The organism is Thermomonas sp. (genome assembly GCF_035369645.1).
Lineage (GTDB): Bacteria > Pseudomonadota > Gammaproteobacteria > Xanthomonadales > Xanthomonadaceae > Thermomonas.
On sequence record NZ_DAOOUM010000010.1, the window covers coordinates 5,378 to 20,406 of the forward strand.

12 protein-coding genes are annotated in these 15,029 nt (G+C 58.7%); 9 read left to right on the top strand and 3 right to left on the bottom strand.

Going from position 1 to position 15,029, the window contains the following annotated elements; genetic code table 11:
* The 3 genes from PK789_RS03225 to tpx form a co-directional block, all read left to right on the top strand.
* The coding region (locus PK789_RS03225) for a glycoside hydrolase family 97 catalytic domain-containing protein (protein WP_324306979.1) at positions 1–1,155 on the top strand (1,155 nt) is incomplete at its 5' end.
* Positions 1,156–1,393: 238 nt separating this feature from the next.
* Positions 1,394–4,177, top strand: a complete 2,784-nt coding sequence (locus tag PK789_RS03230) for a TonB-dependent receptor (protein ID WP_324306980.1) — start codon at positions 1,394–1,396, stop codon at positions 4,175–4,177.
* 167 nt (positions 4,178–4,344) lie between these two features.
* The gene (gene tpx, locus PK789_RS03235; protein WP_324306982.1) at positions 4,345–4,845 is read left to right on the top strand and encodes a thiol peroxidase; all 501 of its coding nucleotides are present in this window, start codon (positions 4,345–4,347) and stop codon (positions 4,843–4,845) included.
* A gap of 149 nt (positions 4,846–4,994) precedes the next feature.
* On the opposite strand, the gene PK789_RS03240 is transcribed toward tpx, so the two are convergent.
* The 3 genes from PK789_RS03240 to PK789_RS03250 all read right to left on the bottom strand — a co-directional run bounded on the left by PK789_RS03240 (position 4,995) and on the right by PK789_RS03250 (position 8,246).
* Complete coding sequence (locus tag PK789_RS03240) at positions 4,995–5,438, bottom strand: DUF4124 domain-containing protein (RefSeq protein WP_324306984.1); 444 nt, start codon at positions 5,436–5,438, stop codon at positions 4,995–4,997.
* Between the two features lie 101 nt (positions 5,439–5,539).
* The gene (cueR, locus tag PK789_RS03245; RefSeq protein ID WP_324306986.1) at positions 5,540–6,028 is read right to left on the bottom strand and encodes a Cu(I)-responsive transcriptional regulator; all 489 of its coding nucleotides are present in this window, start codon (positions 6,026–6,028) and stop codon (positions 5,540–5,542) included.
* Between the two features lie 16 nt (positions 6,029–6,044).
* Entirely contained in the window at positions 6,045–8,246 is a 2,202-nt protein-coding gene (locus PK789_RS03250) for a heavy metal translocating P-type ATPase (protein WP_324306988.1), read from the bottom strand.
* Positions 8,247–8,384: 138 nt separating this feature from the next.
* Between PK789_RS03250 and PK789_RS03255 the strand changes: the two genes are divergently transcribed.
* The 6 genes from PK789_RS03255 (at position 8,385) to PK789_RS03280 (ending at position 15,027) form a co-directional block, all read left to right on the top strand.
* Positions 8,385–8,591, top strand: coding sequence for a heavy-metal-associated domain-containing protein (locus PK789_RS03255; RefSeq protein ID WP_324306989.1), 207 nt, complete (start codon positions 8,385–8,387; stop codon positions 8,589–8,591).
* A complete protein-coding gene (locus PK789_RS03260) occupies positions 8,588–10,327 on the top strand; it encodes a copper resistance system multicopper oxidase (RefSeq protein WP_324306991.1) in 1,740 nt (579 codons plus the stop codon). Before PK789_RS03255 ends, PK789_RS03260 begins: the two co-directional genes overlap by 4 nt.
* A 2-nt stretch (positions 10,328–10,329) precedes the next feature.
* The gene (locus PK789_RS03265) at positions 10,330–11,187 is read left to right on the top strand and encodes a copper resistance protein B (protein WP_324306992.1); all 858 of its coding nucleotides are present in this window, start codon (positions 10,330–10,332) and stop codon (positions 11,185–11,187) included.
* A gap of 139 nt (positions 11,188–11,326) precedes the next feature.
* Complete coding sequence (locus tag PK789_RS03270; protein ID WP_324306994.1) at positions 11,327–12,961, top strand: TldD/PmbA family protein; 1,635 nt, start codon at positions 11,327–11,329, stop codon at positions 12,959–12,961.
* A gap of 23 nt (positions 12,962–12,984) precedes the next feature.
* Positions 12,985–14,319, top strand: coding sequence for a TldD/PmbA family protein (locus PK789_RS03275; protein ID WP_324306995.1), 1,335 nt, complete (start codon positions 12,985–12,987; stop codon positions 14,317–14,319).
* A 12-nt stretch (positions 14,320–14,331) separates the two neighbouring features.
* The gene (locus PK789_RS03280; RefSeq protein WP_324306996.1) at positions 14,332–15,027 is read left to right on the top strand and encodes a DUF4159 domain-containing protein; all 696 of its coding nucleotides are present in this window, start codon (positions 14,332–14,334) and stop codon (positions 15,025–15,027) included.
* Positions 15,028–15,029: the final 2 nt, after the last annotated feature.

The window sequence follows — 15,029 nt, forward strand, 5'->3', positions numbered from 1 at the left end:
ATGCATCTGGATCAGCAGAGTTGGGCTACCGGCCCCAAACACGCAGCCACCACCGCCAACACCAAGCGGGTGATGGCGTTTGCAGCCAGCAATGGGTTTCGCGGCGTGCTGGTGGAAGGCTGGAACCCGGGCTGGGATGGCGACTGGTTTGCCAATGGTTGGGGCTTTGATTACACCCGGCCCACCGCAGATTTCGATTTGCAAGGCTTGGCAAAATACGGTGCGGCAAAAGGCGTGCACCTGATTGGCCATCATGAAACCGGCTGCGCCGTGAGCCACTATGAGCGCCAGCTTGATGCGGCGTTCGCACTGGATCAGCGCAACGGCATCGACGTGGTGAAGACTGGCTATGTCTGCGATGCCGGCCAGATCGAACGGCAGGATGGTGTGGATGGACCGGTGCTGCGCGAATGGCACGAAGGGCAATGGATGAGCAATCACCATCTGCGCGTGGTGCAGGAAGCCGCTAGGTATCACGTGGCGATCGATGCACACGAGCCGATCAAGGACACCGGCTTGCGCCGCACGTATCCCAATTGGGTGTCGCGTGAAGGTGCACGCGGGATGGAATACAACGCCTGGGGCAACCCGCCCAATCCGCCCGAACACGAAGTGACCCTGGTGTTCACGCGGATGCTGGCTGGCCCGATGGATTACACCCCCGGTGTGCTCAGTCTCACTGGCCGGCATGGGCAGGAAATCCAGAGCACCTTGGCACGCCAGTTGGCGCTGTACGTGGGCATCTACAGCCCCATCCAGATGGCTGCCGATTTACCCGAGCATTACCTCCAGCATCCCGATGCCTTCCAGTTCATCAAGGACGTGGCGGTGGATTGGGATGAAAGCCATGTGCTGGCGGGTGAAGTGGGGCAGTTTGTCGCGGTTGCGCGCAAACAACGCGGCGCACCGGTGTGGTTCCTGGGTGCGATGAATGACCGCACCCCGCGCACGCTGGCATTGAAGCTGGACTTCCTGGATGCCGGCAAACGCTACCGCGCTGAGATCTATCGCGATGGTGATGGCGCCGACTGGAAAGGCGATGCGCGCTTCAGGTTTGTGCGGGAAACCAGAACCGTAACCCAGAGTGATGTGCTTTCGCTGTGGCTGGCGGGCGGGGGAGGAGCAGCGGTGCGCTTTGTACCGCTCTTTGAATAACCCCATTTGCCGCCTGACAAATGCAATTTATGCGCATCTTTTGATGCTCTGAAAGTGTGTCGTGACGCGGGCTACATGGGTTTTTTAGCAAACTTGCAATGAATACGTATGCAGGGGCTTTCGTTTGAAGTGGCGCTGTCACACCATCGCAACGTTCATGCATTTTTGAATGCTGAGGCATGAAAAGTGGGTGGCAGCAGACCACCCGATCACCGAACTACCATTTCCGGAGGGGAAGATGGCGCAGTTGAATCGCAATGTTTTGAGTGTGGCCTTGGCCACAGCCACCATGATGATGGCCATGCAAGTCCACGCACAGGATGCGCAACCAACGCAGCCCACGTCGGTTGCAAATGCCAAAGCCAAAAAGAAGGCCGATGCCAAGAACTTGGATGCCATTGTCGTCACGGGTATTCGCGGCGGTATCGAACGCGCCATCGACATCAAGAAGGACGCCACATCCATCGTCGAGGCGATCTCCGCCGAAGACATCGGCAAGCTGCCGGATGTATCGATTGCCGAATCCATTTCACGTCTGCCGGGTTTGACTGCGCAGCGTGTGGCTGGACGCGCGCAGGTGATCAGCGTGCGTGGGTTGTCGCCGGACTTCTCCACCTCCACCTTGAACGGCCGCGAGCTGGTCAGCACTGGTGATAACCGCAGCGTTGAGTTCGACCAATACCCATCCGAGTTGATGGCTGGTGTCACCGTGTACAAGACCCCCGATGCCGCTTTGGTGGGGCAGGGGCTATCTGGCACCTTGGATATGCGTACCGTACGCCCACTGGATTACGACAAGCCGGTGATCGCAGTCAGCGGCCGCTGGCAGCGCAACTCCATGGGCTCAGCTGCCAATGCCGGGGCCGATGGCAACCGCTTCAATATCAGTTACATCGGTCAATCGGAAGATCGCAAGATCGGTTTCTCGATTGGCTATTCGCATTCGGACACGCCCGTGCAAGAGCAGCAGGTGGGCCTGTACGAACCTTGGCAAGCCATTGGCACCGGCTGGCGCCCGGGTGTTGCCGCAGGGACATACTATTCCGACGGTATCAAAGCGCTACGCCGCACCGGCTACACCAAGCGTGATGGGGTGATGGCGACGTTGGAAGTGCGCCCCAGCGATGCGTGGATCAGCACCTTTGACGTGTTCCATTCGCAAGCCACACAAGAAAACACCGCCAATCAGTTTGAAGTACATATCGGCGATTACAACGGCGGATTTGGCCATTTAAATGTCACTGGCGCGCAGGTAAACAGCAATGGTAGTTTCACCGGTGGTGTGGCGCAGAACGTGTACCCATTGGTACGCGGCATGTACAACCACCGCAAGGATAATCTTGATGCCGCCGGCTGGCGTAACGAGTTCTTCTTTGCCAATGGTGTGAAGTTGACGGCCGATGCCAGTTGGTCGCGCGCCAAACGCGATGAACTGAACCTTGAAAACAACACTCAATTGATGCCGTCCCCGCAGCTGGACTCGGTGACGTTGGCATTCGCCTCCAACGGCTTCTCGCAGCTGCATCCTGGCCGGGATTATTCAGATGCCAGCAAGCTCTTTCTTGCCAACACCATTTATGGTTCCGGCTACGGCAAGGTGCCCAAGGTGGCGGATGAGCTAAAGAGCTTCCGGCTGGATGCTGAATTCCCAATGTCAGGTGCAATGCAAAACGCATTCACCAGCATCCATGTGGGTGCCAATTATGCCGACCGTAGCAAGCAGAAATGGCAGCCAGAAGGCAATATCAATCTAGGCGCGCAGGGCAACACTCCCGTGGGCAGTGAGTTCCAGTATGGCTTGGTGGATCTTGGCTTCGCTGGCGTTGGCTATATCCCTTCATGGAATGTACCCGGCGCAGTCGCCAAGTACATGACCTTCAACCCGACCGATGACACCGCTGCCTACCTGATCCCGAAGGCGTGGACGGTGAACGAGAAGATCAGCACGGGCTTCGTGCAGGCCAACATCGATACCGTGTGGGGCTCGGTGCCGGTACGCGGCAATATCGGCGTGCAGATCCAGCATACCGACCAGTCGTCCGACTCGCGCGTGTGGGACAGCTCGCAGCCGGCGGGCCATGAAATCCGCCCGTACAGCAATGGCAAGACCTATACCGATGTGCTGCCCAGCATGAATCTGGCGTTCTCGCTGGCCGATGATCAGACCCTGCGCGTGGCCTTGGCTCGTCAGGTGGCGCGTGCTCGCGTGGATCAATTGCGCGCATCAGTGGAATTTGGCGTGGACACCGCAACCGGCAAGCCGGGGGCCAGTGGTGGCAACCCGCTGTTGGATCCGTGGCGTGCCAATGCGTTTGATATTTCCTGGGAAAAATACTTCGGCAACAAGGCCTATATCGCCGCGGCGTATTTCTACAAGGACCTGACCAGCTACATTTATACCCAGACCCGCGATGGCTATGACTTCACCAGCCTGCTGCAAGGCTGGGTGCCGCCGGCTGGCATGACCGTGCCGGTGAAAACCCAAGGCACCATGTCGGCCCCGTTCAATGGCAAGGGCGGCAAGCTGCAGGGTGTTGAGCTAACTGCGTCGTTGCCACTGGATATGTTTACCCCAGCCCTGAAAGGATTTGGTGTCGTTGCCAGCGCTAGCTTCACTGACAGCAGTGTCAAAATCCTCGACCCCGAAAGCAGCAACAGCGTGGGTAGTGCACCTATCACGTTGCCGGGCTTGTCCAAGCGGGTATACAACTTCACCGCATATTACGAACGTGATGGCTTCGAGTTCCGCGTCAACAACCGTCGCCGTTCAGACTTCATCGGCGAGATCGGCAACTTCGACGGTGCACGCACCCTGCGTTATGTGGTGGGCGAGAACATCACCGATGCACAAATCAGCTACAGCTTCGGTGAAGGTAGCAGTCTCAAGGGTTTGAGTTTGCTACTGCAAGCCAGCAACTTGGGGAATGCCGCCTATCGAACCTATGCCGGCACCAAGGATCGCCCACTGGAATACATCAAGTGGGGACGTACCTTGCTGCTGGGTGCCAGCTATCGGTTCTGATTGTCGGGGCTGTATTTGTCAATACATTGATTTCCAAGGCGTAACTCCCTTTACCCCCGCACGGTCAACGCGCGGGGGTTTTCTTTTGCGTCAAGTAAGCACTCACGCGCCCCTCATCCGAGGATGGTTAAATAGAAGCTCCCCTACAGCTTTCAGCAGGAGCACACATGAGTACCGTTGCATTTCATGGCACCCCGGTCAGCATTGGCGGTCAACTTCCCAGCGTTGGGGGGCAAGCACCCGCATTCAATCTTGTCGCGACGGATTTAAGCGATAAATCACTGGCCGATTTCCCCGGCAAGCGCAAGCTACTCAACATCTTCCCAAGCGTGGATACCGGTGTGTGTGCCGCGTCTGTGCGCCACTTCAACCAAGACGCGGCAAAGCTAGCAAACACCGTAGTGCTGTGTATTTCGGCGGATTTGCCGTTCGCGCAAACACGCTTTTGCGGTGCCGAAGGGATCGCCAATGTCACCATGTTGTCGTGTTTTCGTGCACGCGACTTTCTGCACAGCTTTGGCGTGGCGATGGAAAGCGGCCCACTGGCTGGGCTAGCGGCCCGCGCCGTGGTGGTGTTGGATGACAGCGACAAGGTGTTGTACTGCCAGTTGGTTCCCGAAGTCACCGACGAACCCGATTACGCAGCAGCGTTGGCAGCACTGGGGTAAGTGATCCCGCAGTTGAGCTGCGTCAGCACCCGCCATTCCCACAGTCGCAACTTCGGGATGGTGGGTGTTTAAGGAGCAATATCGACGTCACAATTAATTTCGCATAATGCATATTATGTAAAATATGCCATTGCTGGAAGACAAGCAGACTACGGGCGTACCTCGCAATACTGGCGGATGTCGGCTTCCAGTCTGCGTAGCAAATTGATGTTGCGATTCAGCTTGAAGTCGGCCTGCACCCGGTTGTACTCGCTGCGTGATGCAGCACAGGCCAGTGCGTAATTGTTTGGGTTGGCGCGTGCTGTTGGTTGGCGGTAGGAATAACGGTAGGCATTGCGGCGTGCATGCTCGGCTTGTTGTCGTTGCGCCCAGCGCTGATCGGTGTGGTAGCGCTGCCAAAGCTCCTCGTTGGTGGGCTGTCGGTAGCTACCGGACCATTGCTTTTCTGCTGCAATCGCGCCGGCACATGGAAAGGATTGATACACCATGCCGCCGTTTACGCTCTTACATTTATAGATCGTCTGCGCCGCAGCACACAGCGGTACCCATGCCATTAGCGCGATGACCCCAAGCTTCAGAAATCGTTGCAACATACTGCCTCTCCGTGGATGCCATGCCTGTGTGTGGATGCCCGCAGATTACCGTGATGGCACGGGATGGCGCATCAGCGCACTGCCCGAATTTGGGTCAGAAATCACCGCGATACGTCGCGTTTTGAGCCGCGTTTTGGTGTGGTCGCTGGCGCAGATGCCAAGTCTTCCAAAATCGGACACGCCGGCCGACCATCGCCATGGCAACGCTTGGCCAGAGTTTCCAAGGTGTGTTGCATGGCTTGCAGCTCGCGGATTTTTTCAGCCAATTCCTTGGCGTGAGCGCGTGCCAGTTGTTTGACTTCGGCGCTGGCGCGTTGCGGGTTGTCCCATAGTGCCAACAAGGTTTCGATTTGTTTGATCGAAAACCCCAGCGAGCGCCCGCGTTTGATGAAGCGCAAACGGTGCAAGTCGGCGTCGTTATACAGGCGATAGTTGGCAAAGGTGCGGCCGCTTGGACTGGCCAAACCAATCGCCTCGTAATGGCGCATCATCTTGGCCGAAACGCCCGTCAATGCAGCAGCTTGGCCGATGTTGTGCAAGCCCTGCCCCAAGGCGTCGGCCAGCTCTGGGCGGATGGATTTGGCGGCCATGGATGTGGCTCCTCGTTTAATCAAGTGATGAATCGCGTGCTTGCGGCGACCAGCGCCGCAGCAGCAAGGCATTGGTGACGACACTCACGCTGGACAGCGCCATCGCCGCGCCGGCCAGCATGGGGTCCAGCAGGCCCAGCGCCGCCAGTGGAATGCCGATAACGTTGTAGATGAAGGCCCAAAACAGATTTTGATGAATCTTGCGCACGGTGCGGCGGGAGATGTCGATGGCATCGGCTACCAGACGTGGATCCGGGCGCATCAAGGTGATGCTGGCGGCGTGCATCGCTACGTCGGTGCCGCTGCCCATCGCAAAGCCCACACTGGCAGCGGCCAAGGCGGGGGCATCATTGAGGCCATCGCCCACCATCCCCACCGGGCCTTGTGCAGCCAACATCCGAATTGCTTGCACCTTGTCATCGGGTAGCAGTTCTGCGCGCACGTCATCGCCTGCCAACCCCACCTGCGCTGCGACGGTAGTGGCCGCAGCGCGGTTGTCGCCCGACAGCATCAGCGGGCGAATATGCAGGGCACGCAGCGCAGCAATCGCCTGTGCCGACTGCGGGCGCGGGGCATCGCCAAATGCCAATAGCCCCAGCAAGTGCCAGCCTGCGCCGTCATCCTGAATCAGCCAGGATTGGGTCATGCCGGCAGCCGATGCGGCATCGGTGGCGGCTTGCATCGCGCCCACATCCACACCGAGTTCTTGCATCCAACGTGCATGCCCCAAGGCCAAACGTGCCTGCCCTAACCTGCCCTGGATGCCACACCCGGCCACGGCGCGAATGTCACTTACCGCAACCGCCGTGAGGCCGCGCGTTGCCGCGGCATCCAGCACCGCTTTGGCCAAGGGATGTTCGCTGCCTTGTTGCAGCCCGGCCGCCAGCGCCAACACGCTGGCATCATCACCTGTACCAATATGCACCTGCATCAAAGTGGGTTTGCCTTGCGTCAGCGTGCCGGTTTTATCGAAGGCAATACTGCGCAGGTTGCGGGTGGTTTCCAGTGCTTCTACATCCTTGATCAGGATGCCGGCCCGCGCCGCCACGCCGGTGCCGGCCATCACCGCCGCCGGTGTGGCAAGACCCAATGCACATGGGCAGGCAATCACCAAGACCGCGACTGCATTGAGCAGGGCTTGAGTCCAGTCGCCACGCAGTAGGCCCCAGCCCAGAAGCGTCACCAGTGCAATGCCGATGACTGTGGGCACGAAGATGGCACTGACCTTGTCCACGATGCGCTGGATGGGCACTTTTTTAGCCTGCGCATCTTCCACCAAGCGCACAATGCGCGCCAACACAGATTCCGCGCCGATGGCCGTCGTACGAATGCGCAAGCGACCCTCGCCATTGACGGCACCACCCGTCACGGTATCGCCGGGCGCTTTGGCCACCGGCAGCGATTCGCCACTGAGCAGGGATTCATCACTATGGCTGCACCCCTCTACCACCACACCATCCACCGCAATCCGCTCGCCGGGCAGCACGATGACCTCATCATGCACAGCGATGGCGTCGATTGAAACCGTGTGTTCTCGCCCATTCCGCAGCACCCGCGCGGTTTGCGGTCGCAACGCTTGCAAAGCACGGATGGCATCGCTGGCTTGATGCTTGGCGCGGGCTTCCAGCCACTTGCCCAGTAAAATCAGGGTGATGACGACCGCCGAAGATTCGAAATACAACGGCGCATCATGCTGCGCATGCGCGGGTAGCCACAGGTGATACAGACTGAGGCCATATGCGGCACTGGTGCCCAAGGCCACCAGTTGGTCCATATTGCCGGTGCGCGCACGCAACGCGGCAAACCCTGCGCGATAAAAACGCGCACCCAACCAAAATTGCACAGGCGTTGCTAGCAGCCACTGCGCCCAGCCCGGCAGTGCCCAATGCACGCCAAACGGCATCAGTAACATGGGTGCAAATAGGGGCAACGACAGTAAGACAGCCAACAGCAGGTAGCGAGTTTCCCGAGGCATGCCTGTTGGCGGCGCGTCGACGGGTATCGCGTCTTCCTCGGTGGCGTGGTAGCCGGCGCGTTCCACCGCTGCAATCAAGGCTGTCGCATCTACCCTGCCCTGCACACTAGCGGTTTCGGTGGCCAGATTGACGCTGACGTCCTGCACGCCATCCACCTTGCGCAAGGCTTTCTCTACCCGTCCAACGCAAGAGGCGCAGGTCATGCCCGTAATTTGTAAGCGCGTCGTGTCCTTGGCCAGCATGGCAATGCCCGTTATTTCTGCAATCAGGAGAGTGTGATCCTTCCGAGTATGGGAAGGTCAATACGCATCTTGGGCTTGACCTTCCCATCACGGCAAGGTGGACACTAGCCAAAATCACCTATCCCAAGGAGTCTTTCCATGTTGTTGAAAGTGGAAAACATGCGTTGCCAGCATTGCGTCAATAGTGTCACCCGCACCCTGCAAGCACTGGATGCCAGTGCGCAGGTGCACGTGGATCTGACGCAAGGCACTGTGCATGCGCTAGGCAATTTCACTGCCGATGCCGCGATTGCCGCGCTGGCCGAAGAGGACTATCCGGCGCAGTTACTTGCAGCCAACGCATGAACCTGCCAAGCCACCACGACCACTACCGTCGGCGCATGCTGCAAGGCATGGCGCTGAGTGGTGCAGCACTGGCGCTGAAGCCGTTGTGGGCGCTGGCCTCGCCCGGCCAACCCACGGTGTTGGCTGGCACCGAATTTGATCTACGCATCGCGCGCACGCCGGTCAATATCACCGGCAAAACGGTCGACGCGTTCACCGTGAATGGCAGCCTGCCCGGCCCGATCCTGCGCTGGCGCGAAGGCGAGGCGGTGCGGATTCGCGTGCGCAATGCACTGGCTGAAACCAGCTCGATCCATTGGCACGGCCTCTTGCTTCCGGCGAATATGGATGGCGTGCCGGGCATGAGCTTTGATGGCATCGCACCGGGTGGGGATTACCTGTATCAATTCAAAGTGAAGCAAAGCGGCACCTACTGGTACCACAGCCATTCCAGCCTGCAAGAACAGGCGGGGCTGCTGGGGCCCATCATCATCGACCCGATTGCACCGGATCCATGGGCCTGCGCGCACGATTACGTGGTGCTGCTCTCGGATTGGACCGATCTGGACCCGGCACGGTTGTTCGCGCGGATGAAAAAACGCAGCGACTACGACAACACTTACAAACGCACGCTGGGCGACTTTGTGCACGACGTGCAGGCACAAGGCTTGCGCGCCACATTGGCCGACCGCAAGGCATGGGGCGCGATGCGAATGAGCCCCAGCGACCTTGCCGATGTCAACGGCCACACGTACACCTACCTTGCCAACGGCCACACCGCCGCGCAGAACTGGGCGGGATTATTTGCCCCCGGTGAGCGTGTGCGCTTGCGCTTTATCAATGGCGCGGCAATGACCTTCTTCGATGTGCGCATCCCCGGCCTAAAACTGACCGTGATTGCCGCCGATGGCCAGCCCATCCAGCCGGTGGATGTCGACGAATTTCGCATCGCGCCGGCGGAAACCTATGACGTGATCGTGCAACCCACCGATGCGATGGCCTATACCGTGTTCGCGCAGGCGATGGATCGCAGTGGTTACACCCGCATCACCTTGGCTCCGCACATCGGGATGCAAGCGGCAATTCCGATGCTGGATACACGTCCGTTGCTGACGATGGACGATATGGGTCACGGCGGGCACGCGATGGACAAGGCGGGCGAAATGACCTGCGGCGCCGCAATGGGAATGCCCGCGATGGAAGGCATGGCGGGCATGACACATGGCAGTGCAATGCAAACCCACCCGGCCAGCGAAACTCGCAACCCCGATGTGGATATGCAAACAATGGCCCCCGTGCCGAAGTTGGATGACCCCGGCATTGGCCTGCGCAACAACGGCCGCAGCGTGCTGCGCTATGCCGATCTGCACAGCCTGCATGCGCCTGCCGATGACCGCGAACCGTCTCGCACAATCGAGCTGCACCTGACCGGCAATATGGAACGCTTCACTTGGGGGTTTGATGGCATCCGCTTCAGTGATGCCGCGCCCATCCGGCTCAAATACGGCGAGCGCGTGCGCCTTGTACTGATCAACGACACAATGATGGAACACCCCATCCACTTGCACGGGATGTGGAGCGATGTGGAAGACGCGGATGGGCAATTTCTGGTGCGCAAACATACAGTGAGCATCCCGCCAGGCAGCAAACGCAGCATCCGTGTAACCGCCGATGCGTTGGGCCGTTGGGCGTTCCACTGCCACATGCTGTTGCACATGGAAGGCGGCATGATGCGTGAAGTACGGGTGGAGGAATGAGCATGCGCAGTTTGCTTGCACTCGCCCTGCTTGCGGCAATAGGGCCATTAGCGGCGCAAGACCACGCGCATCATCACGCCGCGCCTGCGGTGACACCGCCCCCGCTAGTGGCACCGTCACCCAACAAGGACAACGCAACGAACACCGCAACATTACCGGCATCGCACTATCAGCCCCCTGCCCTGACCGATGCTGACCGCGCTGCCGCCTTCCCACCCTTGCATACGGGCCATGACCACGGTGACCCGCTGGTGTGGATGCTGCAAGCCGATCAATTGGAATGGACACAAGACGCTGCGCTGGCATGGTCAGGCAAAGCATGGGTCGGCCATGATCGCGGCCGGCTATGGCTGCGTAGCGAAGGCGAGCGCGCGCATGGCAACACCAGTGCAAGTCTGGAAGCCCTGTGGGGCAGGCCGCTGGATGCATGGTGGGATGTGTTAGTTGGCGTGCGTCACGACACTGGCCACGGCCCCGCACGCGACTGGTTGGCGCTGGGTGTGCAAGGGCTGGCACCGTACAAATTTGAAGTGCAGGCCACGGCGTACGTGGGCAGCGGCGGGCGCAGCATGCTGCAAGTAGAAGCCGAATACGAAGTGCTGCTGACCAACAAACTCATCTTGCAGCCACGTATCGGAGCGAACGTATATGGTCGCGACGATCCGGCGCGCGGCATCGGGTCTGGGTTGTCGGATGCCAGTGTGGGTTTGCGTTTGCGCTATGAAGTCCGACGCGAATTTGCGCCCTACATCGGCTACCAATGGGTACACCGTTTTGAACGCACAGCAATTCGACGCAATGCGATGGATAGCCAAGCAAACGAAAGCGGCTGGGTGGCCGGCTTGCGATTTTTGTTTTGATCGCAGCATTCATCGCCAGCGCATGACAAAAGGCATATGCGGCAGTGCGGCGTACACCACCAGAATCAAGTCAATGCGGCGCAGACTCCGCATTGACTGTCTTCCTGCCCTACCCGGGCCAGAACGTTGGAGAACTGCCTTGCAACGACGTGACTTTCTCGCCCTATCCGGGCTGACCGCAGGCGGCCTGTTATTGCCGTCGTTTTTTGGCAAGGCAATTGCCGCCGAACAATTACTGGAAACCCTCGACCCGGCGCTAAAAAAGCGTCTGGCTGATGATGCCCTAACAGCGGCCAAAGCCGCCGGTGCCAGCTATTGCGATGTACGCATCGGCCGCTATCTGCGCCAAGCGGTGATGACCCGTGAGAACAAAGTACAAGGCGTGATGAATGGCGAGTCCACCGGGGTGGGCATCCGCGTCATCGTCAATGGCGCATGGGGGTTTGCCGCCACCAATGACTTGACCCAAGCCGGCGTGGTCAAAGCGGCGCAGCAGGCGGCCGCCATTGCCAAAGCCAACGCCAAATTCCAGACCGCGCCGGTGCAGTTGGCCAAGGCCCCCGGCTACGGCGACGTGGCATGGAAAACCCCCATCCGCAAAAATGCGATGGCGGTGCCGATCAAAGAAAAGGCCGAGCTGTTGTTGGGGGTGAATGCCGCCGCAATGGCGGCCGGTGCCAGCTTCGTCAACTCCACCCTGTTTGCCATCAACGAGCAAAAATATTTTGCCAGTACCGATGGCTCTTATATCGACCAAGATGTGCATCGCATCTGGGCACCGATGGGGGTCACCGTCATCGACAAAACCACCGGCAAGTTCCGCTCACGGGCCGGCCTGTCCTCGCCACGCGGCATGGGCTATGAATACCTAGAACCGGATCCGGCCGAGCGCTTTGAATTACCCGGCGGCGCGGTGGTGTATCGCAATGCCTACGACATGCAGGCAGACGCCATCGCGGCGGCCAAGCAGGTCAAAGAAAAACTGGCCGCCAAGTCGGTCAAACCCGGTAAATATGACTTGGTGCTGGATCCTTCCCACACTTGGTTGACCATCCACGAATCTGTGGGCCACCCATTAGAGCTTGACCGCGTGCTGGGGTACGAGGCCAATTACGCGGGCACCAGCTTTGCCACCTTGGACAAGCGCGAGGCGCATTTCCAATACGGCAGCGACAAGGTCAACATCGTTGCCGACAAGACCCAGCCCGGCTCACTGGGCGCGGTGGGGTATGACGATGAAGGCGTGAAATGCAAGCGCTGGGATTTGATCAAGGCCGGCAAATTGGTGGATTACCAAACCATCCGCGATCAAGCGCATATTTTGGGCAAAACCGAATCCGATGGCTGCTGTTATGCCGATTCGTGGAGCAGTGTGCAGTTCCAGCGCATGGCCAACGTGTCCTTGCTTGCCGGCAAGGAAAAACTCAGCCCGGCGGAGATGGTCAAAGGGGTGGAAAACGGCATTTACATCATCGGTGATGGCTCGTTTTCGATCGACCAACAACGCTACAACGCACAGTTTGGTGGGCAGCTGTTCTACGAAATCAAGAACGGCAAGATCACCGGGCAGATCGAGGATGTGGCTTACCAGATCCGCACGCCAGAATTCTGGAACGCCTGTGCTGCCGTCTGCGATGAGCGCGATTACCGCTTGGGTGGGTCGTTCTTCGATGGCAAGGGGCAGCCCGGGCAAGTGTCGGCTGTCTCGCATGGCTCGGCCACAGCGCGTTTCAACGGCATCAACGTCATCAACACCGCTCGCAGCCTCGGCTGATTGGCGCAAGGAGAGCAAGACCCATGAGTATCCTCACCGAAGCGCAGGCCAAGGCCATCCTCGAGAAAGTCATCGCGCTGTCCAAAGCCGACGAGTGCACCGCCACTTTGCAAGGTGCTATCAACGGCAATATACGTTTTGCGCTCAATAATATTTCCACTAGTGGTGTCGTCACCGATACCAGCCTGTCGGTCATGGTGGCGTTTGGTAAGCGTACCGGCATGGCCAGCATCAACGAGTTTGATGATGCTGCACTGGAACGGGTGGTGCGCCGCGCCGAAGATTTGGCACGGCTGGCGCCGGAAAACCCCGAGTTCATGCCCATCATCGACAAACAAACCTACAAACCCAGCAATACGTTTAACGCCAATACCGCAGCCATTACACCGGAATTTCGCGCGCAGGTGGCGGCCGATTCCATCCATGCGTGCAAGGCTGAAAAGCTCATCGCCGCGGGCTTCTTGGAAGATGGGCAAAGTTTTGTGGCGTTTGCCAATAGCAAAGGCAATTTTGGCTACCAGCAGGCCACCGACTTCAATTACACCTGCACCGTGCGTACCGAAAATGGCCGTGGCTCGGGTTGGGTGGGCCATGCGTTGGAAGATGCGTCCGATTTCAAGGCAAGCCATGACATCGAAATCGCCAAGCGCAAAGCACTGGCTTCGCAAGATGCCAAAGCGCTGGAACCCGGAAAATACACCGTGATTTTGGAGCCCGCCGCCGCCGCAGGTTTGATCAGCTTCATGATGAACTTCTTTGATGCGCGTGGTGCCGATGAAGGGCGCAGCTTCCTGTCGAAAAAAGGCGGCGGCAACAAATTGGGCGAACTGGTATTTGATCCGCAGGTCAATATCGTGGCTGACCCATGGCACCCCGATGCACCGGTGATGCCTTGGGATGGCGAGGGCATGGCCCGCAGCAAAATGCCGATCATCCAAAACGGCAAAGTTGTCAATTTGGCGTATTCGCGTTACTGGGCACAAAAGCAGGGCAAGCAAGCCAATGCACGGCCCGGCAATTTGCTGATGAGCGGTGGTAACAAGTCGATTGCCGAGTTGGTCAAAGGCACCAGCAAGGGCATCTTGCTGACTCGCACGTGGTACATCCGCATGGTGGATCCACAAACCGTCTTGCTCACCGGCCTGACCCGCGATGGCACGTTCTACATCGAAAATGGCGAGATCAAGTATCCGGTGAAGAATTTCCGCTTCAACGAATCCCCGGTGATCATGCTCAATAACATCGACGAGTTGGGCAAGCCGGTGCGCGTGGCCGGTGACGAATCCAGCATGGTGATGATGATCCCGCCGATGCGACTGCGCGATTTCACCTTCACCTCATTGTCGGATGCGGTGTAAGGACGTGGCGTGATGACCCGCGCCGAGTTTTTACGCTTGGCGCTGGGCGCATCGGCGGCATTGCTGTTGCCGTCGGTGCGTGCCGCGGGGGGCTATGATTTTCGCTTCACGCGCTTGAAATACGACTCGGGTGATTGGGATGTGGATGTGCGTATGCCATCCAATGTCATCACGTCATTGATCGACTACACCAATTTGCGCGTGGATCCCAAAGAGCACGTCATCGCGCTGGCCGACCCCAAGATGCTAACCGCACCGTTTTGCTATCTGGCCGGGCACAAATTGGTGGAATTCAACCCGCAAGAGCGCCATCACTTTGAACGTTATGTGCGCAATGGCGGCTTTGTCTTGGTGGACGACTGTAACCACGACATCGACGGCTTGTTTGCCAAATCCTTCGAAGCACAAATGGCCTCGATTTTTGGCAAGACCGCGCTAAAAAAACTCCCCAAGGGGCATCCGCTGTATTCCAGTTTTTTCAAATTTCCCGATGGCCCGCCGGCCACCGGTTTCGAATTGAATGGCTGGGGCGACGATCTGGTGCATGACTACCTGCGTGGGATCGACATCCATGGCCGGCTTGGCCTGCTGTATAGCAACAAGGACTATGGCTGCGAATGGGATTACGACTGGCGCAACAAGCGTTTTCTGGCCGAAGACAACACCAAATTTGCGGTCAATATCGTGATGTATGCATTGACCTCTTGAAC